The organism is Arenibacter sp. F20364 (assembly GCF_023015905.1).
GTDB lineage: Bacteria > Bacteroidota > Bacteroidia > Flavobacteriales > Flavobacteriaceae > Arenibacter.
In genome coordinates, this window is the sequence record NZ_JALKBD010000001.1 from 301,415 (window position 1) to 325,089 (window position 23,675).

Here is a 23,675-nt window from a genome sequence, read left to right on the forward strand (position 1 = left end):
TTTTTAGATATTATATTAGAAATCGGCATTCCCAACAACTAATGGAAAAAGTTTATATCAACAGCATCGGTTCCATATCTGCCCAAAAAACATTTGATAACAATGATTTTTTGGAGGAAATTACTACCTATGAAGACAATGTTATTCCTGTAATAGAACCCAATTATAAGGATTTTATTCCTCCAGCTGCTGCCAGAAGGATGGCAAAGGGAATCAAAATGGGTGTAGTTGCCTCTAAAATAGCGATGGAAGAAGCCAACCTAACAGATATAGATGCCATTATTACTGGTACGGGAATGGGATGTGTTAGGGATTCCGAAAAATTTGTAACCGCCATATTGGACAATAATGAACAGTTCCTTACCCCTACCTCCTTTATACAATCTACCCACAATACGGTTGCTGGACAGATAGCGCTGGGGATAGGATGTAAGGGATATAACTTCACCTATGTACATAGTAGCGTTTCTTTTGAGTCCGCCCTTATCGATGCCCTAATGCAGTTGGAATTGAAAGAAGCAGAAAACATACTTGTCGGTGGCGTAGATGAATCTGGGGAACACACCAATGCCATACATAAACTAATACAACATATAAAACCGGAAAAAATAAACTCCAACAAACTCCTACATTCCAAAACTGTGGGAGCTGTATTCGGGGAAGGTGCCAATTTCTTCGTATTGTCCAACAACAAAAAAGAAACCAGCTATGCCCAGGTAATGGGTGTAAAGACCTTTAACACCCTTCCCAAATCCGAGCTAGAATCTAGTCTTGAGGAATTTTTAAAGGAGAACAATCTTTTCGTGACCGACATAGACGTGCTGATAAGTGGAAATAATGGGGACGTTGACTACGACAATTACTACTTGGATCTTGCCAATGGCCCTTTTAAAAACACCCAACAAGTGGTTTACAAACATCTAAGTGGAGAATTTAATACCGCTTCAGCATTTGGATTTTGGCTGGGTGCCAAAATTCTTAAGACCCAGCAGATACCCAGTGCAGTTGCGCTAAACACAATTAAACCCAACGGATTAGAACTTGTTTTACTCTACAATCAATACAGGGGCAAAAACCATAGTTTTATTATCCTTCGCCGATGTTGAAGTTTCCTGTTATAAATGGCCTTTTTAGCTTTGCTTTTCTCGCCCTTCTTATATGGGAATTTTTTGGGGAAATCAGTTGGTGGACCTATACAACACTTGGTCTACTTTGGCTTACATTTACCATTATAGGCTCCTTCCACGTCCGCTGGAATTATCATCTCCCTGCCCTTCATTTCAACAACAAAATTCCCGAAAATTGGGTTGCCATTACCTTTGATGATGGCCCCCATCCCAACTTTACTCCAAAAGTTTTGGATCTACTTCAAAAATATAATGCCAAGGCATCTTTTTTTTGTGTGGGTCAACAAGTAAACCTGTTTGGTGGAATTGCACAGAAAATAGTAGACAACGGGCATACTATTGGGAACCATACCTACAGCCATTCCAACAAATTTGGATTCTTTGGAACACAAAAAGTAATTTTGGAACTCCAAAAAACAAGTACCATTATAAAAGAAGTAACAGGTCTTGACCCCAAATTATACAGACCGGCCTTTGGAGTAACAAATCCCAGTATCAGCAGAGCAGTTAAAAGGCTGAAACTTCAAACTGTTGGCTGGAGTATTCGATCTTTGGACACTACCAAAAGGTCCCAAAAAATTATCTTGGAGCGTATCTCCCATAAAATAAAGAAAGGCGACATTATACTACTCCATGACAGTAGTGAAAAAACAGTTGAAGTATTGGAACAGTTATTGCTATTTTTACAGCAGAACAAAATGCAATCGGTAACGGTAGACCAATTGCTAGATATTGAAGCCTATGCGTAACCTATTATTTTTAGTTGTTCTCATTGCCCATACTTCCCTATTGTTGGCTCAGGAAAGTAAGATGAACAATACCGAAATTGCGGAGTTCAAGGCCAAGATCAACGAGACATCCAAGGCAACGACCACTATCCAAAGTAATTTCACGCAATATAAGCATCTGGACTTTTTATCCAATGATATTACTACTCAGGGCAAAATGGCCTTTAAAGTTCCCAATATGGTAAAATGGGAGTATACAGAACCCTTCAAATACAGTATTATTTTCAAGGAGGACAAATTAACAATAAACGATTCCGGGACAAAAAGCAATATGGATCTGGGAAATAGTGCCTTGTTTAAAAAGCTGAATCAACTAATCGTTAATAGTGTAAAAGGCAACTTGTTCCAAGATTCGGATTTCACCATGAGCTATTTTAAAAGCTCAAAATATTATAAGGTTATCTTTATCCCTAAGGACGAAAAAATAAAAAGTTATATAGCCTCTTTTATATTGTTTTTCGATAAGGAACAGGCTGATGTTATGGAGGTTAAAATGGTGGAACCCACTAATGATTATACAAGAATTGTCTTTTCTGACCGACTGATCAACAAACCATTGGACAATGAAGTATTTACTAATTAGCTTATCCCTCTTGCTGTTTGCCTGTGCTTCCTTTCCAAAAAAGAATAATCTAGAAAGAATAAACAGCGATACACCAGCTGTAATCAATCCTTACTTTTCGGACCTTTCAATGGATTATATCTACAAGGCCAAAATTAATTTCGCCGAGAAATCCTTTGGTGGAATATTTGTTATAAAAAAATTGGGGCCGGAAAACCATAGAGTGGTGTTTACCACTGAAATGGGAAATAAACTATTTGATTTTTCGTTTATCAAAGACGAATTTCGAATTAATTTTATTCTAAGTGAAATAGATAAAAAGATTCTAATAAACCTGCTCAGGAGGGATTTCACTGTTTTGACCAATGAAAATCCTAACATTTTACAGCAATTCCGGACATTGGGGGATAGCATATTCTTTGAGACCAGAATAAAGAATAACACTTACTTTTACCTCACGGTAGATGAACGACTACATAAAATTTTGGAGACAAAAGGAAGCAAAGAAAAATCGGACTATATTTTTACAGAAATAGAAAACGATCATGCAGGGGAAATTAAAATACGGCACAAAAACATTAAGTTAACCATTGATTTAAAAGCCATTTAACATGAAAAAAATACTGTTTACCAGCCTTTTTATCACCATTTCCTATGTCTTGGTTGCCCAAAGCAAGTCGCAACTAGGGATAAGACTGGGTGTAAACAATGCCAAGATCCTGAATTCCGAACTGGACAACAAAACTGGATTGTATACGGGATTATTTTTAGCAGTGCGTTTTTCGGATAGCTATACTATGCAACCAGAAATTGTATATTCCAATCAAGGAGGCAATGCCAGCTTTAGAAATGGTGAAAACCTAAATATAAATTATGTATCCATTGCCCTTGCAAATAAATTTTTTGTAAGCAAAAATCAGGGCTTCCACTTTATTTTGGGCCCCAGCCTAGATGTTAATTTCGATGATAATTTTATCAACTTGATTAACGATAACGGTGACAATCTAGAAATTACCCCAATTGATCTCGCTGTATTTGGAGGAATTGGATATGAGTTTGATTTTGGTTTGGCATTGGAATTGAGATTTAAACAAGGATTGATCGATCTAGATTTCAATGACTCCGGAGAATACGGCGGCAATTCTGAGGAGAATCAATTGAACAGGGTATTCCAAATAGGACTAGCCTATAAATTTAATATGTGACCATAATGTTAATAGAAGGATTATATACTACAGAGACTTTTGATAAGAACGAAGAAGGCATATCGGCCCAAATCAAGTTGAATCCTAAGCATGAAATTTTTAAGGGCCATTTCCCAGGAAAGCCTATTATGCCCGGGGTATGTATGATTCAAATCATAAAGGAATTGACCGAAAGGAGTCTTGGCCAGGATTTGTTTTTATCCGTTGCCAGTAATGTAAAATTTATGGCCATAATAAATCCCGAATCCGACCCGATACTTTTAATAGACATCAATCTTTCTGAAATGGACGGTCTGATCAAGGTAAAAAGCACCACCATCTTTAGGGAAACAGTGGCTCTAAAACTAAGTGCAACCTTCAAAAGCATGACTTAAATGAAACTTATCTGCTTTCTCCTTTTAGTGTTTTCCCCTTCGCATTTCACTCCTGATTTAGCCCAGGTCCGAAAAGACTTTAAATTGGCCACCAACAACCGAGAATCAGCCTTGGCCTTAAGGGATAAACTTGAAACTGTTTCCAAGGAAGACAACACCTTGTTGGTAGCTTACAAAGGTGCGGTAAATGCCTTATCGGCAAAATACACAAAGGATAATGCGGAAAGAAAAGAGCTTTTTAAAAACGGGGTTTTATTATTGGAATTTGCGGTATCCCAAAAACCGGAAAACATAGAGATTAGGTGCCTCAGATTAAGCATACAGGAAAATTCCCCCAAGTTTTTGAAATACAGATCCAATATTGAGGAGGACAAAATTTTTATTTTAAACCACTACGACAAGACCAATTCTAAAGCGGCAAAGGATTTTGTAAAATCGTATATATTGCAATCCACAGGATTTAATACTGAAGAAAAGCAACGGTTTTAACTTTTGTAATTCCTATTTTTGCGAACCATGTCTTGTCTTTTTGAACAAGATGGGACAACCAAATTGCAATAAAACCGTGTCACAACATACCACATCCACAACTAAAGCTATGGATCAGCTTAAATGCTGTGTGATCATACCTACCTACAACAATCATAAAACCTTAAAAAAAGTTATTGAAGGGGTACTACGGTATACCCAAAATATTATAGTCGTAAATGATGGGTCGACCGATACCACTTCCCATATTTTGACCCAATTCCCCAATATCCAGACAATTTCCCTTCCACAAAACATAGGTAAGGGTTATGCCCTGAGGAAAGGTTTTGAATTGGCCCTGGAACAAGGTTTCCACTTTGCCATTACCATTGATTCTGATGGACAGCACTTTCCGGATGACATACCTGTACTTATAGAAAGCCTAAATAAAGAAACTTCCAAAAATGTACTTTATATCGGGGCAAGAAATATGGGACAAAAAGGTGTACCCAAGAAAAGTAGTTTTGGCAACAAATTTTCCAATTTTTGGTTTTGGGTTGAGACAGGAATAAGGTTACAGGACACCCAATCCGGATATAGGTTATACCCCATAATGGCCTTAAAGGATATCGCGTTTTTTACAAAAAAATTTGAATTTGAAATTGAAGCCATCGTAAAGGCGGCATGGAACGGAATAGATGTTAAGAATATTCCAGTAAAAGTAACCTATGATGTCACTGAAAGGGTATCCCATTTTAGACCCTTTACCGATTTTTCGAGAATTAGCCTGTTAAACACCTATTTGGTAGTACTTACGATTCTTTATATTTTTCCACGTGACTTAATTCGGAAAATAAAAAAAAAAGGAATTAAAAGGTTTATCCATGAAGACTTTCTAGGCAGTAATGATTCCCATGAAAAAAAAGCGCTGTCCATAGCTTTGGGTGTGCTTATCGGTTTATCTCCCCTATGGGGGTTTCAAACCTTGATAGTTATTTTCTTGGCAGTTCTATTTAAACTGAACAAAACCATTGCCTTTGCTTTTTCCAACGTTAGCTTCCCTCCCTTTATACCTTTTGTGCTATTTATGAGCCTTAAAATAGGGCACTGGGTTTTGGGCACAGAGTTTAATTTTACATTTGCTGAAGCAGGGGCCAATTTTGAAGTTATAAAACATTTAAAATCATACATAATCGGTAGCATTACCCTTTCCTTTGTTGCATCTTTTATCGCGGGAATATGTGGGTATATTATTTTGAATATTTTTGACAGAAAGAATATTGCACTTAAAAATGGGTAGTTTTTTATATAGGATTTATCAATATGTGGCCAAAAAAAGACTGCTTAGTGGCATTGGTCTTTCAGGCCTATTTTTGATCCTTATATTTTTTGCCTTCAAAATTGAATTCGAAGAAGATATAACCAAGCTTATACCCAGTAACAGTAAGACTAAAGAGGTTCAAAAAGTATTAAAATCGGTAAATTTTTCAGATAAGATTATCGTCAATATTGTGCGAGAGCCAGGGGCACCTATTGAAGAACTAACAAGCTACGCAACTGACTTTTTGGATAGTCTAACCCAAAAATCTTCTTCACATATAAAAAAAATCCAAGGCAAAATAGATGACGGAGATTTAGGAAATACCTTGGATTTTGTCTATGACAATGCCCCTCTGCTACTGGATAAGGAGGATTATGATGCGATTTCAAAAAAACTCGATAAGGACAGCATTTCGGAAATCACAAAAAAAAACTACCGAACATTAATTTCCCCCTCCGGAATTGTAGCCAAAGAAATGATTCTAAAAGACCCGCTCGGTATTTCTTTTATTGCCCTAAAAAAACTAAGGGGCTTGGGTATCGGAGAGCAGTTTACTATCAAGGATGGCTATCTCCTTAGCAAGGATCTTCAAAACATATTACTGTTTATTACCCCTGTTCACCCTTCCAGCGAAACCGTGGAAAACACCAAATTTGTCACGGAGCTTTATGAGACCCAGGATCAATTGGACCAACTGTATAAGGATAAGGTAAAAAGTGAATATTTTGGGGCCACAATGATAGCCGTTGCCAACGCACAACAGATCAAAACGGATATCCGCCTTACGGTCAGTATAGCACTATCCATATTGATGGCGATCCTTATCCTATTTTATAGAAAATTAACCATTCCCCTTATTCTCTTCACCCCAACCCTTTTTGGCGCAACATTATCTGTTGCCGTACTTTATTTTACTAGAGGCAAGATTTCTGCTATTTCTTTGGGGATAGGTTCTGTTCTACTGGGCGTCACCTTGGATTATTCGTTGCATATACTAACGCAAATAAGAAATAACCCATCTGTAAGGACGCTATACTCCGATGTGGCCCAGCCCGTTACAATGAGCAGTATTACCACTGCCCTAGCCTTTTTATGTCTACTATTCTTGGACTCCCAAGCCCTACAGGACCTTGGGATTTTTGCTGCCGTTAGCGTAATTGGCTCCTGTATTTTTGCCCTTTTATTTATCCCCCATGTTTATAGGAATACCGATAATCTGAAAGTGAAATATACCCTCTTGGATAAAATAGCCTCCTATAATCTTCATAAGAACAAATGGAGTATAGCCATCCTTGTAGGCCTGCTTATTGCCAGCATTTTTTTTCACGATAAAGTGATTTTCAATAAGGATATTGCCAAACTCAACTATGAGCCTACAGCTCTGGTACAAGCAAGGGAAAGACTGGACGCCCTTACCAATATGTCCTCAAAATCCATTTATTTAGCTGTCTATGGGGAAGACAGCGAAGTAGCCCTTCAAACCAACGATACCGTATACCAAGAATTGGAAAGCTTAAAGAATAAAGGAGAAATTCTTAGTTTCAGTTCCATAGGCCCCCTAGTCCTGTCCCAAGAAAAACAGCAAGAAAAAATTGACCTTTGGAAGGAATTTTGGAACGAGGAAAACATGGAAAAGACTAAGGAAAATCTTGTGGAAAGTGGTACTGAGTTAGGGTTTAAACCCAACTCCTTTAATGAATTCTATGGACTTCTCAACAAAGATTTTAGACTCTTGAATATTCAGGATTACAGCAGTGCAGCTGCCATGCCCATTGATGACCACATTGTTACCGATAATGATTTCACCACTGTTACTTCACTGATTAAATTAAAGGAGGGACATGAGGAAAAAGTAAAAGATATTTTTAGAGCTTACCCCCAAACATTGGTAATAGATAGACAGGAAATGAACGAAATGTTTTTAGGCAATCTCAAAAATGATTTCAATAAGCTAATTGGTTACTCCCTTGGTATAGTGGTCCTGATCCTGTTCTTTTTCTTTAGAAGTTTTTCTCTGGTATTGGTCACAAGTATTCCCATCCTGTTAACCTGGTGGCTCACTATTGGTATTATGGGTATGTTCCATATAGAATTCAATATTTTTAACATCATTATCTCCACCTTTATCTTTGGATTGGGAATAGATTACAGCATATTCATAACAACGGGACTGCTCAAGGAATACGGTAAGGGGGAAGAAGTACTGAGAACACACCGAACCTCTATCCTACTTTCGGCCATTACTACAGTTTTGGGAATCGGCGTACTAATTTTTGCAAAACACCCCGCCTTGCATTCCATAAGCCTTGTATCTCTTATAGGGATATTATCAGCAGTTTTTGTAGCTTTCACCCTTCAACCTTTATTATTTTTACTGTTTATCGGAAGTAAGGAAAAACGCCCCATTAGCCTTCGATTACTAATTCATTCCGTTCTTTCATTTGGATATTATGGATCCGGTGGACTACTGCTGTCCATATGGAGTGTTAGCTTTATGAAAATACTGCCTTTTAGCAAAAAGATTAAGATGAAATGGTTCCATAAGACCATTTCAAAATTCATGAAATCGGTTTTGTATACCAATCCCTTTGTAAGTAAAAAAATTATCAATTTATCAGGGGAGGATTTTAGCAAACCTGCCATTATCATTGCAAACCACACCTCATTTTTGGATATTTTGGCTGTCGGCATGTTACACCCAAAAATTATTTATTTGGTAAACGATTGGGTATATAAATCCCCAATTTTTGGAAAGGCCGTGCAACTAGCCGGATTTTATCCGGTGTCCGAAGGAATAGATAATGGCCTTGAACATTTAAAAAACAAGGTAGCCCAAGGATATTCCTTGATGGCTTTCCCTGAAGGGACAAGGTCCAGAACCAACAAAATAAGACGATTCCATAAAGGGGCCTTTTATTTGGCTGAAAAGTTTAACATGGATATTGTTCCTGTTTTGATACATGGAAATTCGGAAGTGCTCCCCAAAGGAAGTTTTGTTATAAAAGATGGCAGTATAACGGTAAAGATCTTAGATAGAATTTCCCCAGATGACCTAGGCTACGGAAAAAATTACAGAGAGCGCAACAAGGGTATCGCAGCCTATTTCAGGTCCGAGTTTCAGGTATTGAGGAATGAAGTGGAAGGGGACCTCTATTTCATTGGCACTATTCTGGAAGATTATCGATACAAGGGAGATTCCATCTACCGTGCGGTAAACAAAGATTTAAAAAACAACTCAAAAATTTACGCTGAGATCTCCAAACATATTGGGACCTCAAATTCCATAATTCATCTTTCAAAAGAATACGGGCAACTGGATTTTCTATTATCTTTAAATGCCGTTGATCGCAAAATTTATATCTTTTTAACGGATGAAGAGATAAGGCCAATTGTAAAGAACAGTTTTATAGCCCAGCAAATAGCCAAGTTAAGCTTGGTAGAATCAATTGATGAAGCTGTGGAAAAGCCCGCGGATATAATGATCATTGATTTGGAAATACAAGACCTGGATAGCCTAGTGCCTAAAATCATAAATAATATTAGGCTAGTGATATTGGTAAAGGACGGAGTAAAATTATTGGAAAAAATTATATTGTCTACTGGTTTTAAAAATGTCTTTGAATATGATAATCTTATTATCTTAGAAAAAGCAAAGGCCTAAAACAAGCTGTATTCGCAGGAATCAAAAAAAATCCTCGGATTGAATTAGGGAGATACATTAATTATTATAAGGGTACAAGACTTACCAAAATCCAATATTAAATATTGGATTTTGAAATTGTAAAAGAATACCATTTATGAAAGAACATTACGACATTGTAATTGTTGGAAGCGGATTAGGGGGATTGGTTTCTGCCTTGATAATGGCCAAAGAAGGTTATAGTGTCTGTGTCTTGGAAAAAAACAATCAATTTGGAGGTAATCTACAAACCTTTGTCCGGGACAAAACCATCTTTGATACCGGGGTACATTATATTGGCGGACTTTCGGAAGGCCAAAACCTGAACCAATATTTTAATTATCTGGGTATCATGGACCAATTGAAGCTTAAGAAATTGGATGAAGACGGTTTTGATGTGATCACGTTTGAAGGGGACCCAAAAGAGTACAAACACGCCCAGGGTTATGATCGCTTTGAGAAAAGTTTATTATCCCAATTTCCAGACGAGGAGAAGGCCATAAAAATGTACAGTAAAAAATTAAGGGAAACCTGTTCCAAATTTCCCTTGTACAATTTAAATAAAGGCAATCCCTCCTATGGGCAGGATGAAGTATTTAAGCTAAATGCCAAAACCTATATTAATTCCCTTACAAACAACAAAAAATTACAGGCCGTGTTTGCTGGCACCAATTTTCTTTATGCAGGGGACGGGGAACGCTCCCCTTTTTACGTACATGCGCTCTCCGTCAATTCCTATATAGAAAGTGCCTATAGATGTGTTAACGGGGGGAGTCAGATTACAAAAGTCCTTATTAGACAAATAAAGAAATTTGGAGGTGACACCTTCAAACATCATGAAGTCACCAAATTCAATGTTAAAAATGGGGAAATTACTTCGGTAGATATAAATAATGGAAAGGTTATAAACGGCGATAAATTCATCTCCAATATAGAACCCAAGCTTACCTTAAAAATGGTCGGCGAAGAAAACTTTAGAAAATCCTATACCAACAGAATAAATAACATTGAAAGTGTTATTTCTGCCTTTAGTCTATACATTGTCCTAAAACCTAAATCCTTTAAATATCACAATAAGAATTTTTATCATTTTAAATATGGGGATAGTGTTTGGGATGCTCAAAATTACACTCAGGAAAGTTGGCCGGAGGGATATATGGTCTCCATGGGCATCAATAAAAAGGATGATGGTTGGGGAGATAGTTTAATAGCCATGACCTATATGAATTTTAAAGAGGTGGAGTACTGGCAAAATACCTTTAACACAGTTGCTTCTAAAAATGATAGAGGACAGACTTATGAGCAATTCAAGGCAGATAAATCAGAGATTTTGATTTCTGAATTGGAGAAAAAATTCCCCAACCTAAGAGATTGCATTCAAACGGTTTATGCCTCCACACCATTATCCTACAGGGATTATATAGGGTCACATAACGGATCTATGTACGGCTATGTTAAAGACGTAAACAATCCTTTACACTCTTTCGTTTCTCCCAGAACAAAAATCAAAAATCTTTTATTTACGGGCCAAAGTTTAAATATGCACGGGATCTTGGGCGTTACCATTGGGGCAATTATTACCTGTTCCGAGTTAGTTGGAAAGGATTATCTATTGGAAAAAATTTTGGAAGTCAATAAAACTCAAGAAGTTTAATATGGGACAGATTAAAACGATTCCTATTCCACGGGTCAATTCTATTAGCAAAGAGGATTTCATTAATCAATATTACAAAACCCAACGCCCCGTTTTAATTGAAAACCTCACCTCGGATTGGCCGGCCCGCAAGAATTGGAATATAGATTATATCCAGAAAAAAGCAGGAGACCAAATAGTTCCCCTATACAATAATGAACCTACCAAAGGGAAACAAAACTCCGCTGCGCCGGTAACGGAAATGAAATTGTACGACTACCTCGAAATCCTAAAAACCAAACCCACGGACCTTCGCATTTTTTTCTACAATATTCTGGATAAAATGCCAGACCTCATCAAGGATATCGATTACCCTGATATTGGATTAAAATTTTTCAAACGCCTACCAGTCATGTTTTTCGGCGGTAAGGGCTCCGTAGTGCTGCCCCATTATGATATGGATTTGTCAGACCTACTTCACTTTCATTTTCACGGTCACAAGAGTGTGCTTTTGTTTCCTCCCGAACAGACCAAATACTTATATAAGGTTCCTTTTTCTGTGCATAATTTGGAAACCATAAACATGGATGATCCAGATTTTGACAACTATCCTGCATTAAAAAAGGCAGAAGGATTATATATTGAGATGAAGCACGGTGATGCCCTCTATATGCCAAGTGGATACTGGCACTATATTAAATATCTGGATGGCGGATTTTCTATTACATTGAGAGCCTTGCCAAAACATCCTATCTTGTTGTCCAAAATGTTTGGAAATCTATTCTTTATGAGACCGTTTGAAAATGCAATGAGGAAAATTTGGGGTCAAAAATGGGTAGATTACAAAGAAAAAAGGATGCTGGCAAACACCAATAAAAGGTTTGCAAAACAATAAAATAAGTAATTAGAATGCACCGGATAAAATGGATTATATGTGTATCTGTCTTGCTTGGCCTTTTAGGATCTTGTGGAATTTCAAAATCCCTTAAAGACAGGCCCGATTTAAGCAATTACAACCCAAATATTCCAGAAATAACCAAAACCTCCGATACCTCCTATATTTATTCCAATAACTCCCTGGCCAAGAACAAACAAGGGTTGTGGGAACTTTATGTATCCGGAGACCCACTTCAAAGGGGATTGGTTACCGGAGCCCTAACAGAGGAGCTATTTCAACAACAGGAAGCAATATTTTTGTCCAAAGTAGAAGAAATGGTACCCTCCAAAACAAAAAGATACTTTCTAAGAAAATTTTTGGCCTGGTATAACAGGAAAATTTACAAGAATATTCCTGAGGAAATAAAAGCGGAAATTTGGGGACTTTCCAGATACGCTTCGCAAGACTATGACGATATCGCAGCTCCGTATTCAAGGGTACTTTATCTTCATGGCGCCCATGATATAGGGCATGCCCTTCAAGATTTGGCCCTTGTTGGCTGTTCTTCCTTTGCTGCCTGGGGTGACAAAACCGAAGATGGAAGTTTGATCCTTGGTAGAAATTTCGACTTTTACGCAGGGGATGATTTTGCCAAGAACAAAATAATTTCATTCCTAGACCCCACAGAAGGCCATAAGTTTATGTCCGTGACATGGGGCGGCATGTTGGGAGTGGTTTCCGGAATGAACGAACATGGTCTAACCGTTACCATCAATGCGGGAAAATCTAAAATTCCCTTAGTCGCCAAAACACCAATCAGCATTCTTACTAGGGAAATTTTACAATATGCTGCTACGCTGGAAGAGGCCATAGCTATAGCAAAAAAACGACAGGTATTTGTATCCGAATCTATTTTAGTTGGGAGCGCAAGGGATAAAAAAGCGATTCTAATCGAAGTCTCTCCCCATAATTTTGGGGTATATACAGTTCCCAATTCCAATCAATTGATCTGCTCCAACCACTTTCAAAGCAATGCCTATGCCGAGGACAAAATCAATCAAAAACACATTTTCGAAAGTCATTCCAAATATAGGTATGATCGCTTGGAAGAACTTTTGGACAACCATAAAAAAATAACCCCGACCATTGCCGTGGACATACTTAGAAACAAACAAGGTCTCATGGATGATGAAATTGGTTATGGTAATGAAAAGGCGTTAAACCAATTATTGGCACATCACGGAGTTGTATTTAAGCCAGAGCAACGCTTGGTATGGGTTTCTTCCAACCCATACCAATTGGGCGAATTTGTAGCCTATGACCTAAACAAAATATTTAAGGACAGTTTAAATCATAGGACCGGTGCTGAACTTTCCATCCCCAGTAAAAATATAAAAAAGGATAGTTTTCTTTATACACAGGCCTATCAAAACTATGAAAGGTATCGCATAGAAATTGCTCAAATTAAACAAGCCGTTGCCGACAATCAACACTTGGCTCCGGAATACTTGGAGAAATTTAAGAATTTAAATCCTGAATTTTGGGAAACGCACTACTGGGTAGGCCGTTATAATTACAATAGAAAATATTATAGAGCAGCCTTAAACGACTTTATGGAAGCAAGCACAAAAGAAATTACCACAGTTCCAGAGAAAGCCTTGGTACATTCGTATATTCGAAGATTAAAACGCAAATTAAAATAATGATCCCTGAAATCGAAAAAGCATCGGAAGAGGCAATACAACAATTACAAGAAGAGCGTTTAAGGGAGCTTATTAAATTTATTAGCCAAAACTCGAACTATTATAAAAGAATTTTTAAGGAAAATAATTTACAGGCCAGCGATATAAATACCTTGGCAGACCTGACCAAACTTCCCACAACCTCCAAAGAAGACCTACAAAAATATAATGATGATTTCTTGTGCGTAGATAGGCACAAGATTATAGACTACGTAACTACTTCCGGTACTTTAGGGGAGCCTGTAACCTTTGCCCTTACTGACAATGACCTTAATCGTTTGGCGTATAATGAAGCCATTTCTTTTGACTGCGCAGGTGTTACGAATGACGATATTTTGCAATTGACAACGACTATAGATAGACGGTTTATGGCCGGGTTGGCCTATTTTTTGGGCGCTAGGGAGCTAGGTGCCGGAATAATTAGGGTAGGTGCCGGAATTCCTGAACTTCAATGGGATTCCATCCTTAAGTTTAAGCCAACCTACCTCATTGTGGTCCCTTCTTTTTTATTGAAACTTATAGAATACGCCCATCAGCACGGAATTGACCCCAACGAAGCAGGGATAAAAGGGGCTATTTGTATAGGGGAATCACTGCGTAATGAAGATTTTTCATTGAATACCCTTGCAGCCAAAATTAAAAAAGATTGGGACATTCCCCTTTATTCCACCTATGCCTCTACAGAAATGAGTACGGCCTTTACCGAATGTAACGCACAGCAAGGCGGCCACCATCATCCAGAATTGATCATCATCGAAATTTTGGACGAAGAAGAAAAACAGGTTCCGGAAGGAATGTCGGGAGAGCTTACCATTACTACCCTAGGTGTAGAAGGAATGCCTTTGTTAAGATTTAAAACCGGTGATATTGTCCAAGCCCATACCTCCAAATGTTCCTGTGGCAGAAATACACTTCGCTTAGGTCCTGTGATTGGAAGGAAGAAACAGATGATAAAATATAAGGGCACTACCCTATATCCTCCGGCCATGTACAACGTGCTTAACTATTTTAATGAAATAGACGCTTTTGTGATCGAGATAGACCATAATGACATAGGAACCGATGAAATTTGCATTAAAATAGCCACCTCCAGCCCTACAAATGATTTATTACAAACCATCAAGGACCACTTTAGGGCAAAACTGCGGGTACTCCCCAAAATTGAATTCCACGATTTTAAAACCCTACAGGAGTTGCGATTTCCCAAAATGAGCAGAAAACCCGTTATTGTTATAGACCACCGACTCTAAACTGATACTTAGTCTTGGTAACGCCATAAAAAATCAATTTGTAAATCTTCCTTCATTTGCTTACATTCTAAGAACATACAGGCCATATTCCATTCCAATTACTATTTCCCACCTTTTAGTCACGGTTTATTTGGTCGGGCCATCGAAACTAGACTTAAAAAATTTATTTGCATTAAAATTGGTATTACATTTGATTACACTTTGCAACTGCCATTACAACACTATGAAAAAACATATATTTATATATATCCTACTATTCTGTTTTCCCCTAATAACCCCAGCACAAAAATTAGGAAACCAAGAAATAAAGGATTTGATCAACTCCTACAAAAAAGATATCCGCGGACCATACAAAGAAATTCGCTGGTTCTGTACAGATGGAAGCATACGCCAGCCCAAAGATCCTTGTCCCGATGACATAGGTCCTGGAGTACAGCACGCCACCTATAAAAGCTCTATAATCGATTTAGGAAAGAGCAACCACCTCTATTTGGGTCAAATTTTATCCTATACCTCCAAGGAGGAATTTTGGGACGCAGAAAATAACCATTCCCGTCTTAAGCAGTATCAATTGGACAAGTATTTAAGAACTGTTGACAATGGCTGGATCCTGGAAAAGGGGCAGTTCTATAGGGGGGCAATACAGGCAGAGGACGAAGAGGCATGGGGCGTGGACTTTTATAAATGGCTTTTATCCGACACTCAAAATTTGGCTGAAAATTTTTACCTCATTCGGCAGTCTTTAAAGGACATACCCCATAATGGCGACGATAATCTAGCACAAAAAATAAGGAGCGATTCAAAGGTAATTTCGGACATGGTCCCAGAATTTATGGACTTAAGGGTTAAAATCCATAGTCAGCCAGATGCTGGGGATATAAATAAAGTAAAGAACTTTAAGTCCAAAAACAGCAACCAGCTGACCAATGAGGTAAAAGCCAAAATGGATGCCTTGGTGTCTACTATGGCCAATTTCTACAAACCAGTTGATATTGCACAAATACAAAAAAATACACCACTTGTAGAGGATAGCCCTATAGGGGTTGCCATAAAAAACTTTACTACCAGTTATAATGGAGAAGCAAATGCGGCAGTACTTATTCCCGCCACGGCCGAATTGATATTGGATATAAGACAGGCCGTCCTAAAAGAAAAAAATGCGGTGGCACGTCTTCAATTATTGGATGCCTCCCTAAAGTTGGAAGAAGTAATATTTAAAAATTCCCCCCAGTGGCAGCCGGAGGACCTCAATGGCCTGTTGGATAAAGTTTGCTATTTGGGCATGGCCAATGCCGGTGCCGGAAATATAGAACTGGCAGAATGGGAACAACTCAATCTATCCCCAAAGGGATCCAATGGCAGTGCCATGTCCCTAGGGCAGCTTACCACAGTATTGGAAAATGCGCGCAGGGAAGTGGAATGGAGTTCTTCCATGGTAAAGGCCAATTATCAGGAGATAGTAGACATTTATTCCGGTTTTGAACCTAAGGCCTATGGTTTTATAGACGATAAGATTAGAGGTTCCATTGCCCTCTATTTAGGCCAAACCGTGGGAGAATTGGGCGATATCATTGCCCAGGAATCCGCCTTGACCAATAGGGTGATGGACATAGATAATCAAAGTGGCCTACGAGGCCTTAATCCTGGATATGCCTTGGGCGAATTGGTAGTGATAAGTGGTTCTCCAGATGAAATTGAGGTTACATCCGATAAAATCTATATTTTTCAACGCCCTCCTTCAGATCTTAAGCCAGTGGCCGGAATTGCTACGGTATCGGAAGGAAATATGGTGTCTCACGTGCAATTGTTGGCCCGAAATATGGGTATCCCCAATGCCGCCCTAAGCGATGAAAATCTTAAAGGTCTTCAGAAATATAACGGAGAAAAGGTATTTTATGCGGTATCCAATAAGGGCAACGTTATTATGAAGTTGGAAAAGGATATGTCCGAGGAGGAACGCAATTTATTTATTAAGATAGAGCGTAAAGAGGAAAGAATTGAAGTCCCCATAGAGAACATACGTTTGGATGAAAACACTATATTAAACCTAAGGTTAGTGGACACCGAGGATTCAGGTAAACTTTGCGGTCCAAAGGCGGCCAATTTGGGACAGTTAAAAAAAATGTTCCCTGATATGGTGGTAGAAGGTCTGGTGATTCCCTTCGGAATCTTTAGGGACCATATGGACCAACATATGCCCGATCAACAAGGTAGTTATTGGCAATTTTTGAACACTACGTTTGAACAAGCCGAGAATATGCGGACCGATGGTATTTCTGAAGCTGAAGTTGAAAGCTACCAATTAAACCAATTGGAAATCCTAAGGGAGGCCATAAAGAAAATGTCAATGAAGGCCCAATTCCTTACACAATTGGAAGAGGGATTCAAAGAAGTATTGGGAAAACCAATTGGTGAAATCCCGGTCTTTCTTAGAAGTGACACCAACATGGAAGATCTGAAGAATTTTACCGGTGCCGGATTAAACCTCACTGTATTCAATGTAGCCGCCAAGGAAAAAATTATATCAGGCATTAAGGATGTTTGGGCTTCCCCCTATTCCGAGCGCAGTTTTAAATGGCGTCAAAAATATCTCCTTAATCCTGAAAATGTATTCCCTTCCATTTTGATAATACCGAGTGTAGATGTGGACTATTCAGGGGTATTGATTACCAAGGGCATCAGTTCCGGAAATCCGGATGACCTTACCATTGCCTTTAGCAGGGGTGCTGGGGGTGCTGTAGATGGCCAATCGGCAGAAACATATTTAATAAAGGATATTGGTGGCACCCAACTCTTGGCACCCGCTAGGGAAATGTACCACAATCGACTTCCAGCTGCAGGGGGAACGGAAAAAAGAATGTCCTCCTTTGAGAACTTCATCCTAAACCGAAAAAATATTGAGGAAATAAGGGAATTTGCCAAAACGATCCGTGCTACCATGCCCGGCGAAACCAAATCGGATTACGAAGGGGCCTATGATGTGGAGTTGGGATTCCAAAACAATAAACTCTGGTTATTTCAAATACGACCTTTTGTAGAGAATAAGAAAGCGTTAAGTTCCAATTATTTGGAATCAATTACCCCTAAAATCGATCTGGACAAAAGCATTGCCCTTTCTAGAAAAATATAAGATGCAAAAGAATATTAAATATATTGTTCTATTACTGATATGCTCGGCCTTTACCACCATGAGCTATTACCCCATTGATGGCTATTTGCATACGGGAATCAAAAGGCTGAAGTATCTGGAACTCGTTAAAAGTGGAGAACTAAAGTCGACCACCGTTATACCTCCAGGGGCCCAAAAGTCTTATATGGATATTGAACTGAACCTAATATCGAAAAAAGAGGACAGCACTGCCGCTTTCCTAAGTGTAGATGAGCAATTCCAAAAAGACATCAACGCACTATTTAGAGGTTTGGACAAGAGTTATTCCATTGCCGTATTGGATATTTCGGATATAGACAGTGTTCGATATGCCGAGCGAAACGAAACTGCCGGATATCAGCCTGGCAGTGTTGGCAAACTGGCCGTAATGGTAGCTCTGTTTACCCAATTGAAAAAAATATATCCGGATTCCTTTGAAAAGCGATTGGAGCTTTTACGTTCCAAATCGGTAAAGTCGGGCTATTGGGGCTTGACGGATACACATACCATACCCATTTTTAATCTGGAAACGAATAAATTGCTAAAAAGACAGGTAATAGCCAGTGATGTTTTTACCTTGTTTGAATGGACAGACCACATGCTTTCCGTTAGTAACAACGGGGCAGCCAGTATTGTATGGCGCGAAGCCTTATTGATGGCGGCCTTCGGAGAATCATACCCCACCCTGAGCCAGGAGGAGGCGGATACGTACTTTACCTCTACCCCAAAAAAGGAATTGACAGATTTGGCCAATGACGTGGTAAACCTACCCTTACGGGAATTGGGAATTACTACTGATGAATGGCGCTTGGGAAGCTTTTTTACTTCGGGAGCCAACCGCTATGTAGGCGATAAGGGGGGCAGTATTGGGTCTCCATTAGGGTTGATGAAATTCTTGATACAGTTGGAACAGGGCAAGGTGGTGGACCAAGAATCTAGCCTGGAAATGAAACGCCTTATGTATATGACAGACAGAAGGATCAGATACGCACAATCCCCGGCCCTGAAGCCCGCTGCCGTATATTTTAAATCGGGAAGTTTATACAAATGCGATAGAAGTACAGGTGAAGCCTGTGGAAAATATATGGGCAATGTTACCAACTATATGAATTCTGTAGCCATTGTAGAACATCCGGACAATTGCAAATATATAGTGGTACTTATGACCAACGTATTGCGAAAGAATTCAGCAACAGACCATTTGACCCTGGCCAGTAGCATCGACAAAATTATTAAACGCTAATTCTTTTTAAATTCACTAAGGATTTCGGCCGCCTTTTTTCTTGCCTTTTCATTGGAATCCCTCAGAACCATTTCCAAAAGGGGATTAAACTTGGTATCCCTGGTTTTTTCAATTAAGTAAAGTACTGCCAATTTTAACTTTATATCTTTTCGCTTTAAGAGGGCTAAATAACTTTCGGATTCACTAAGAACCTTTACATTCAGATTTTTTAGATTTTCTTCTGATATAACACCTACCTGCATAATGGACTCCGCTACAGGAATCAACTCCTTTTTGAGTTGAATGTCCAAGATATTGTCCAAAAATTCAATGGCATGTATACGTTGCTCCTCCTGACCTTTTAGTATGGCATTTAAAATTGGATCTACATCCTGGGGCGGGTATTTGACCCCCAAGAATTGAAAAATTCGTTTTAATTGCCTATCCAGGCGCAATTCCAACAAATGGATAAGGCCATTTCTGGCTTCATTTTCTTCCTTGGTCTCCAGCTTTTCCGGGTTCTTTTTATACTGCAATACTATTTGGGTATGGATTACGGATAGGGTACTTTGGTACAGGTGACACTCGTCCAAGATTTTATCCACAATAAACTGATCCCTAATTCTAAGGTGGGGATATTTCCACTTGAGGTGTTTCAAGGCTTCAATAGCTTCAATTTTTACCGTATGTTCCATATCCTTGGTTAGTTTCATCAAGGTATTGATGGCCTTTTGTGAATCGAACTTTCCAATAACCATGACCACGTATGCGCTATCGTCCGGGTCAATGCTTTCATTTCTTAATCCCTCAAACAAAATATCAATAATGGGCTCCCCATAGAAGTAGAGGGCCTCCATTGCAGATTTTCTGGTGTCCTTACCCGATAATCTGGAAACAATTAAATCAATAAACTGCTTGTCCAAAGTTTTTGATGCCGCCAAAATAGCGGTATTTGCAATTGGAACATTATTGGAATATATATACGTCTTTACAACCGGGTAGAAATTTTCAACCTTGGCATTACCAATGGTTTCAAGAATGGCCAGGATCTTATTGGTCCTTTCCAGCTCTATATTGGTTTGCGATAATTGGTCAAGGGCATTTTCAATTCTTTGTTCCATACCAAATCGGTCCTGCATTACCCTATTATTTCGCAATTCCATGGACAAGCCTATTAGGGCAGCATTGGCAATGGTAGCGTCCTCTACGGATAGATATTTATCCAACAGCTCAACAGGGTTCTGCCGATAGCGCTTCAACAAGTATCTAAAGACCGAGGTGGTCACTTGCTGGTCCTTATCAAGGATCATGGATTCTATGGAGGAACATAAATTTTCCGTATTCAAAAAATAAAGATTTTCAATGGCCAAAGCTCTTACCTTTGCAGACGGATTGTTCAACAGGCTCTTAATGGCAAAAAAGAAACGTTCATCCTTTACTTCCAATGTTTTATGCAACATATGTAATATCTGATTCTCGTTCCCTGTTTCAAATACCCTGATTACCGTTTCTATAATAGAGGTAACCTTTATTTCCGATTTGGCAGCCTTCTCTTTTTTTATAGGATTATATTCCAACAAGCTCTTAAAGGAAATAATATATTCATTCCTTAAATGATATATAAAGTACAACCAAATCAAAATAAGCCCAATAATAATTATACTGATATAGGTTGATGATATGTCCAGTCCATTAATAAAAAAGATTAGAATAAAGCCCGCCATCCCTGTAGCTATACTATCCACTACTACATCCGTAAATGTCTTGGTCTTTTTTTTAATTTCTATTGGGATGGGTATGGAAAGTAATTCTGTTGCCGCTTTATTTACCGACTGCTTTAGACTTCCATCCACAATTTTGATAAATACCACCACCCAAAGTTGCGGCACTACCAATAACAGAAAAGATCCCAACAATATGCCCGAAGGTAACCATAAGAGAGATTTACCAACGCCAAAAGTACCTACAATACGTTTGGTGAGGAACAACTGTATCAATAGGGAAATAACGCTCAAGGTAGAAAACCAGAATCCAAAAAAGGAGGTTAATTCATCCTGATCTTTAATGAACCTGGAAGCGTAATCGCTATATTGGTAATCTACCAATTTGGCCACCAGAACGCTTATTCCGATGACTACCGCAATCAAACTTAAAAGTTTGGATTGCTTGATAAGCCTAAAAGGAGATTCGGCCTTGGGGTTGGAGCGACTGGAAACCTGAAAAGGGTTGAGTTTCAATACTTCATTTTTCCAGATATATCGAGTTATTGGCAAACAGCACATTAGGAGGGTTGCAGCAACAAACAATAAATCCTCTGTGTTAAGAATATTGGTCAACAAGGAGGTTAAATACCCCCCAAATATTCCCCCGCCAATAGCACCGGCACCAATAAATCCAAATACACGCTTTGCTTCACGTACATTATAGACCAGATTTGCCATTACCCAAAACTGGGAAGCGGTCAACAAACCAAAAATTGCCACCCAGATATATGGTATATACAGTGCCGATCCATAACCGAGATTAAAATTCAAAGCTACCCCAAATATTATCAAAGAAACAACGGAGCCGATCAAGGTACGATCCACAATAATATTCAAAGGATACTTTTCTAAGGCCCTATCGTAAAAAAAAGAACCCAAGACGGCCATGATTGCCGTTAAAACATAGCCCAATGGCAGTGCATCCGAAGAAAGTTCTGATAGAAAAAGGGAATTTATAGTAGGTTTTACTATCAATAAAACCGTAATAATGAGGAATATATTTAATTGAAGTAGAAGTGTTTTGGTCAGTTCCTCCTCCTTTAAATCAAATGCCTTTAAAATGTAGGTATTAAACGTTTTAATAAATGAAATTAGGTAGTTCAAATTTTATGCGTTTTGTTAATATCCAACAGCACTCCTATCTTAAACCAGTCCATAGAATTAGTACCAAAATTACTTCATTGGCAGACATTCTACGAATAAACAAAAGGAAATATAATAAGTGGAATTAGTTAACGGCAAAATGTACCCGCTCTGCCTTCAATACCTTTTCTACGGGCCTAACCAAGTCCCTAATGATTTGTTCACCTCCCGCGTCGTCTATCAATGCTACCAATATATAACGGCGATTGGGATTATTTCCCCAAACCAAAATAGAATCGGAATGAAATGTCTTCCATGAGCCCGACTTTCTATATAGTCTGGCATCGGGAGCAATATTGTCCAAGGTATTTACAAATTTATGATGTAGTTCGGGATCTCCCATAATATCCAACATTTGTTTGGATCTTCCCTTATTTACCAATTTGCCATTGGCCAATAGATAATAATATCTACATACTTGGTTTACAGTAGCAGCATGGGACAAATTCTTTAAGGGCTCCCTATTGGTATCGCCACCGCTTCCGTATCTTTTACCTACCCATAATCCGCCGCCTTGACTTTCATCATAGAACATATATTTGGGATCGGTCATTACGGACTGTATTTTATCATATCCCAAACGATCTATCATGCGGGTCGTTGCTTCATTGTTGGATTTACTGATCATAGATCGCATATCCTTTTTTATTTCCAGAGTTTCTTTTAACTCCCCCTTTTCTATGGCATCCATAGAGGATAACAACACCGCTATTTTAGGTAAGCTGGCCGCATACATCATATAATTACCATTGATACTGGCATATTTTACCTTTTCCGGATTGGATAAGTCCACAATACCAACAGCCATCTTGTTGTTATTCATTAAGGATTTCCAATTGGGATTCGACATGAGCTCCTTTTCCAAACTTTGCTGCAAAGCACTATTGACCAAACTGGGCAAGGGCTTTATTTTAGAATCGTCTATATTAATGGGCAGGTCCTTTTGCGCATAAGCGTAACCAGAACAAAAAACAACACATAATATTCCAATAATACGTGCCTGCAATTGAAAAAAAGTTTTACCCATTATATAAAATGATATAATACTATTAGTTAAGAATTAAATATGAATCACAATAAAAAAGAACTACTCTAAAAAACGATCAAAGATATTCCATATTCGTTTTAGATATCTGTTAATTTTTCAGACTTCAATAAAAAAATAACTTAAAGAATATAACGCGAATTTTATGATTATCTGATATATAACTGTTAAATTATTACAAGGTTTAAGGAGAAAAAAATCCATCCGTCGAGAAAAGAATACCTATCTTCCAACATACTTCCTATACTTACGATTAAAGCAGATAAAAAGTTTACCTACATATGGGCAAGGCACCAATTTTAATCCTTACGGTTTGATTGCAAATTGT

17 protein-coding genes are annotated in these 23,675 nt (G+C 38.4%); 15 read left to right on the plus strand and 2 right to left on the minus strand.

Going from position 1 to position 23,675, the window contains the following annotated elements; genetic code table 11:
* The first annotated feature begins 41 nt into the window (after positions 1–41).
* The 15 genes from MWU84_RS01320 to MWU84_RS01390 all read left to right on the plus strand — a co-directional run bounded on the left by MWU84_RS01320 (position 42) and on the right by MWU84_RS01390 (position 19,417).
* Complete coding sequence (locus tag MWU84_RS01320; protein ID WP_246897332.1) at positions 42–1,106, plus strand: beta-ketoacyl synthase N-terminal-like domain-containing protein; 1,065 nt, start codon at positions 42–44, stop codon at positions 1,104–1,106.
* Complete coding sequence (locus MWU84_RS01325) at positions 1,100–1,876, plus strand: polysaccharide deacetylase family protein (RefSeq protein ID WP_246897334.1); 777 nt, start codon at positions 1,100–1,102, stop codon at positions 1,874–1,876. The genes MWU84_RS01320 and MWU84_RS01325 overlap by 7 nt, the downstream gene beginning before the upstream one ends.
* Positions 1,869–2,498, plus strand: a complete 630-nt coding sequence (locus tag MWU84_RS01330) for an outer membrane lipoprotein carrier protein LolA (protein ID WP_246897336.1) — start codon at positions 1,869–1,871, stop codon at positions 2,496–2,498. The genes MWU84_RS01325 and MWU84_RS01330 overlap by 8 nt, the downstream gene beginning before the upstream one ends.
* The gene (locus MWU84_RS01335; RefSeq protein ID WP_246897337.1) at positions 2,479–3,087 is read left to right on the plus strand and encodes a hypothetical protein; all 609 of its coding nucleotides are present in this window, start codon (positions 2,479–2,481) and stop codon (positions 3,085–3,087) included. Before MWU84_RS01330 ends, MWU84_RS01335 begins: the two co-directional genes overlap by 20 nt.
* Before the next feature lies 1 nt (position 3,088).
* The gene (locus tag MWU84_RS01340) at positions 3,089–3,682 is read left to right on the plus strand and encodes a porin family protein (protein WP_246897339.1); all 594 of its coding nucleotides are present in this window, start codon (positions 3,089–3,091) and stop codon (positions 3,680–3,682) included.
* Between the two features lie 5 nt (positions 3,683–3,687).
* Positions 3,688–4,056 carry a 3-hydroxyacyl-ACP dehydratase gene (locus tag MWU84_RS01345; RefSeq protein WP_246897341.1) on the plus strand — a complete coding sequence of 123 codons (369 nt, stop codon included), beginning with the start codon at positions 3,688–3,690 and terminating at the stop codon, positions 4,054–4,056.
* Positions 4,057–4,545: a hypothetical protein gene (locus MWU84_RS01350; RefSeq protein ID WP_246897343.1), complete on the plus strand. Its 489-nt coding sequence runs from the start codon at positions 4,057–4,059 to the stop codon at positions 4,543–4,545.
* Positions 4,546–4,654: 109 nt separating this feature from the next.
* Positions 4,655–5,824, plus strand: coding sequence for a DUF2062 domain-containing protein (locus tag MWU84_RS01355; RefSeq protein ID WP_246897346.1), 1,170 nt, complete (start codon positions 4,655–4,657; stop codon positions 5,822–5,824).
* Positions 5,817–9,506 (plus strand): MMPL family transporter, encoded by a 3,690-nt coding sequence (locus MWU84_RS01360; RefSeq protein ID WP_246897348.1) that lies wholly within the window; start codon positions 5,817–5,819, stop codon positions 9,504–9,506. Before MWU84_RS01355 ends, MWU84_RS01360 begins: the two co-directional genes overlap by 8 nt.
* A gap of 136 nt (positions 9,507–9,642) precedes the next feature.
* Entirely contained in the window at positions 9,643–11,178 is a 1,536-nt protein-coding gene (locus MWU84_RS01365) for an NAD(P)/FAD-dependent oxidoreductase (protein WP_246897350.1), read from the plus strand.
* A 1-nt stretch (position 11,179) separates the two neighbouring features.
* Positions 11,180–12,052 (plus strand): cupin-like domain-containing protein, encoded by an 873-nt coding sequence (locus MWU84_RS01370; RefSeq protein WP_246897352.1) that lies wholly within the window; start codon positions 11,180–11,182, stop codon positions 12,050–12,052.
* Between the two features lie 14 nt (positions 12,053–12,066).
* A complete protein-coding gene (locus MWU84_RS01375; RefSeq protein ID WP_246897354.1) occupies positions 12,067–13,737 on the plus strand; it encodes a C45 family peptidase in 1,671 nt (556 codons plus the stop codon).
* Complete coding sequence (locus MWU84_RS01380; protein WP_246897356.1) at positions 13,737–15,026, plus strand: AMP-binding protein; 1,290 nt, start codon at positions 13,737–13,739, stop codon at positions 15,024–15,026. The genes MWU84_RS01375 and MWU84_RS01380 overlap by 1 nt, the downstream gene beginning before the upstream one ends.
* Positions 15,027–15,249: 223 nt before the next feature.
* Positions 15,250–18,156 (plus strand): PEP/pyruvate-binding domain-containing protein, encoded by a 2,907-nt coding sequence (locus MWU84_RS01385; protein ID WP_246897358.1) that lies wholly within the window; start codon positions 15,250–15,252, stop codon positions 18,154–18,156.
* Position 18,157: 1 nt separating this feature from the next.
* The gene (locus MWU84_RS01390; RefSeq protein ID WP_246897360.1) at positions 18,158–19,417 is read left to right on the plus strand and encodes a serine hydrolase; all 1,260 of its coding nucleotides are present in this window, start codon (positions 18,158–18,160) and stop codon (positions 19,415–19,417) included.
* Here MWU84_RS01390 and MWU84_RS01395 read toward each other — a convergent pair.
* Together MWU84_RS01395 and MWU84_RS01400 are read right to left on the minus strand one after the other, a co-directional pair.
* Positions 19,414–22,263, minus strand: coding sequence for an Npt1/Npt2 family nucleotide transporter (locus MWU84_RS01395; protein ID WP_246897362.1), 2,850 nt, complete (start codon positions 22,261–22,263; stop codon positions 19,414–19,416). The two genes, MWU84_RS01390 and MWU84_RS01395, sit on opposite strands and share 4 nt — an antisense overlap.
* A gap of 124 nt (positions 22,264–22,387) precedes the next feature.
* Positions 22,388–23,329 carry a serine hydrolase gene (locus MWU84_RS01400; RefSeq protein WP_246897364.1) on the minus strand — a complete coding sequence of 314 codons (942 nt, stop codon included), beginning with the start codon at positions 23,327–23,329 and terminating at the stop codon, positions 22,388–22,390.
* Positions 23,330–23,675 lie beyond the last annotated feature (346 nt).

Bases quoted from the DNA above. Each gene is read 5' to 3' on its own strand.
- MWU84_RS01355 (WP_246897346.1), top strand. From the start codon at position 4,655: ATGGATCAGCTTAAATGCTGTGTGATCATACCTACCTACAACAATCAT.
- MWU84_RS01390 (WP_246897360.1), top strand. From the start codon at position 18,158: ATGCAAAAGAATATTAAATATATTGTTCTATTACTGATATGCTCGGCC.
- MWU84_RS01370 (WP_246897352.1), top strand. From the start codon at position 11,180: ATGGGACAGATTAAAACGATTCCTATTCCACGGGTCAATTCTATTAGC.
- MWU84_RS01350 (WP_246897343.1), top strand. From the start codon at position 4,057: ATGAAACTTATCTGCTTTCTCCTTTTAGTGTTTTCCCCTTCGCATTTC.
- MWU84_RS01375 (WP_246897354.1), top strand. From the start codon at position 12,067: ATGCACCGGATAAAATGGATTATATGTGTATCTGTCTTGCTTGGCCTT.
- MWU84_RS01385 (WP_246897358.1), top strand. From the start codon at position 15,250: ATGAAAAAACATATATTTATATATATCCTACTATTCTGTTTTCCCCTA.
- MWU84_RS01345 (WP_246897341.1), top strand. From the start codon at position 3,688: ATGTTAATAGAAGGATTATATACTACAGAGACTTTTGATAAGAACGAA.
- MWU84_RS01330 (WP_246897336.1), top strand. From the start codon at position 1,869: ATGCGTAACCTATTATTTTTAGTTGTTCTCATTGCCCATACTTCCCTA.
- MWU84_RS01380 (WP_246897356.1), top strand. From the start codon at position 13,737: ATGATCCCTGAAATCGAAAAAGCATCGGAAGAGGCAATACAACAATTA.
- MWU84_RS01320 (WP_246897332.1), top strand. From the start codon at position 42: ATGGAAAAAGTTTATATCAACAGCATCGGTTCCATATCTGCCCAAAAA.
- MWU84_RS01400 (WP_246897364.1), bottom strand. From the start codon at position 23,329: ATGGGTAAAACTTTTTTTCAATTGCAGGCACGTATTATTGGAATATTA.
- MWU84_RS01365 (WP_246897350.1), top strand. From the start codon at position 9,643: ATGAAAGAACATTACGACATTGTAATTGTTGGAAGCGGATTAGGGGGA.
- MWU84_RS01340 (WP_246897339.1), top strand. From the start codon at position 3,089: ATGAAAAAAATACTGTTTACCAGCCTTTTTATCACCATTTCCTATGTC.
- MWU84_RS01360 (WP_246897348.1), top strand. From the start codon at position 5,817: ATGGGTAGTTTTTTATATAGGATTTATCAATATGTGGCCAAAAAAAGA.
- MWU84_RS01325 (WP_246897334.1), top strand. From the start codon at position 1,100: ATGTTGAAGTTTCCTGTTATAAATGGCCTTTTTAGCTTTGCTTTTCTC.
- MWU84_RS01335 (WP_246897337.1), top strand. From the start codon at position 2,479: ATGAAGTATTTACTAATTAGCTTATCCCTCTTGCTGTTTGCCTGTGCT.